Annotated in this window: 3 protein-coding genes; all 3 read left to right on the top strand. The window is 67.0% G+C overall.

Annotated elements, in window-relative coordinates; all coding sequences use genetic code 11:
* Positions 1–783: VOC family protein (locus Q0897_RS15915; protein ID WP_299310386.1), on the top strand; the 783-nt coding region annotated here is incomplete at its 5' end.
* Positions 784–786: 3 nt separating this feature from the next.
* Entirely contained in the window at positions 787–1,944 is a 1,158-nt protein-coding gene (locus tag Q0897_RS15920) for an alpha/beta fold hydrolase (RefSeq protein WP_299310388.1), read from the top strand.
* An 81-nt stretch (positions 1,945–2,025) separates the two neighbouring features.
* A partial coding sequence (locus tag Q0897_RS15925; RefSeq protein WP_299310390.1) for a cupin domain-containing protein occupies positions 2,026–2,590 on the top strand: 565 nt, incomplete at its 3' end.

The following is a 2,590-nucleotide window of genomic DNA, read 5'->3' on the forward strand; positions in this document are numbered from 1 at the left end:
TGGTTCAAGACGCATGGCCATGACGAGCATCACGTGGTGCGCCTGCACAAGCGGGAGAGCAATTGCGTCGAGGTGATCGCGCTGGCCGCCGACAGCCGCGCCGATGTCGACACGCTCCACGCGAAGGTGGCCGATGCCGGGTGCAGGATCGTGCACGAACCGCGCGATCTCGATGCGCCGGGCGGGGGGTATGGCTTTCGCTTCTTTTCGCCCGACGGCCTGCCGTTCGAGATCAGCGCCGATGTCGCGCGGGCGGACAGCCGCGCGATGGAACGCTGGGAAGGGATGCCGGTCAAGATCAGCCATATCGTGCTGCACTCGCCCGATCACCAGGCGATGGTGGCGTTCTTTACCGATGTGCTCGGCTTCAGGGTGAGCGACTGGCTCGGCGATTTCATGTGCTTCCTGCGCTGCAATTCGGCGCATCACCGGATCGCGCTGCTGCCGGGGCCGCCGTGCCTCAACCATGTCGCCTATGACATGCTGACGGTCGACGACATGATGCGCGGCGCCTCGCGGTTGAAGAAGCGCGGGACCGACATCCGCTGGGGCCCGGGGCGGCATACGGCGGGCAACAACACGTTCAGCTATTTCACGACGCCCGGCGGCTTTGCGGTGGAATATACCTCCGAACTGGACGAGGTCGATTTCGAGAACCACGAGGACAAGGTCCACGAACCCGGCCCGCAGGTCATGGACCAGTGGGGCACCGGCGTCGGCGGTCCGCAGACCATGCCCAAGCCGGAACCCGATCCCTGCCTGTTCACCCCGGCGGAGATCTGAACCGTGGCCCTCTATTCCCCGTTCAAGAACTATATCTGGAACCTCAGCGTCGCCATCGCGATGGAAAGCGGCGGGCAGATCGGCGAGATCGTCGACATGTGTCAGCCGATCCTCGACGCGGCGAACGAGGGCGCGGATGCCGGCACGCCCGCGTTCATGCGCGAATGGGCGAAGATGGGCGAGAAGCTGCTCGCCCTCGCGGACGAGGATGCGGCGAAGGGCCGCGCCTTTTCCGCCTCGAACAAGCTGGAGCGCGCCTCGCTCTACCTCTTCACGGCGGAGCGGATGCAGGGCCATGGCCATCCGGGGCGCACCGAGACCTTTGCGAAGGCGCGCGAGGCGTTCGACCGTTCGACCAGGCTTGGCCGCATCAATCGCGAGCGGGTGGAGATCCCGCTCGACACCGGCACGATGCCCGCATTGTGGACGCGCGCGCCGGGCGATGGGGCCATGCCGGCGGTGGTGTTCTGCAACGGGCTCGATAGCTGCAAGGAGCTGCTCTACTGGACCCGCCTGCCCGAAGAGCTGGCGCGGCGCGGCATTTCCACCCTCTGCGTCGATCAGCCGGGCAGCGGCGAGGCGCTCCGGTTGCAGGGGCTTCCCGTCGATCCGCATAGCGAAAGCTGGGCCTCGAAGGCGGTGGACTGGCTGGAGGGCCGCGACGAGGTCGACGCGAAGCGCATCGGCATGACCGGCATTTCGCTGGGCGGTCATTTCGCGCCGCGCGCGGTCGCCTACGAGCCGCGCTTTGCCAGCGGGGCGGTGTGGGGCGCGAACCACAACTGGCGCGAGGTGCAGGACAAGCGCATGCAGCGCGAGGGCGAGAACCCCGTGCCGCATTACTGGGCGCATGTGCACTGGGCCTTCGGCGCCGAGGACCAGGAGGATTTCCTGGAGAAATCGTCCGGGATGAACCTCAACGGCCACATGGACCGGATCACGGTGCCCTTCCTCGTCACGCACGGCGCGAACGACCGTCAGATCAGCCCGACCTATGCCGACGATCTGTACGAGCAGCTTGTCAATTCGCCGCGGCGGGAAAAGATGATCTTCACCGAACGCGAAGGCGGGGTCGAACATGTCGGCGCCGACAACATGGCCTATGGCCGCGATCTCCTCTCCGACTGGTTTGCAGAGACGTTGGGCGGACAGGCGGGGTGATGCGCGGCGCGGCGGCCCGGCGACAGGGACGCCGCATCGCCGCATCGAGGCCGGAACATCGTAACGAGGGACAAGGATTCCATGGAAAGCAAGGCAGTCAGGCGCGTCGTCACCGGCCATGACAAGGACGGAAACGCGATCATCCAGGAGGACGGCGCGGTGCCGCGGGTGCAGCAGGTCGGCGGCGCGATCGGCCCGATGTTCCACGAGGTGTGGAACACGCGCGCGACGCCCGCGCCGATCGATGCGGCAAGCGGCGAACCGGCCGAGGACGGCATCGTGCTCGCCCCGCCGGCGAACGGCACGCGCATCCGCGTGCTCGACATTCCGCCCGAGGGGGACGGCATCCGCAACATGACGCCCGAGGAAGCCGCCGCCCATTTTGCCGAGATCGGCGCGGGCGCTGCGTCCAGTGCGGCGAAGGCCGGCGCGAAGCACGCGCTCATGCACCGGACCGAGACGATCGATTACGGCATCGTGCTCGAAGGCGAACTCGTGCTCATCATGGACGAGGGCGAGACCACCGTGCGCGCCGGCGACATCATCGTGCAGCGCGGCACCAACCACGGATGGGCCAATCGCACCGACAGCAACTGCCGCATCTGCTTCGTCCTCATCGACGGCAGGTTCGAACCGGAGTTGGAAG

The organism is uncultured Croceicoccus sp., assembly GCF_947496385.1.
Taxonomy (GTDB): domain Bacteria; phylum Pseudomonadota; class Alphaproteobacteria; order Sphingomonadales; family Sphingomonadaceae; genus Croceicoccus.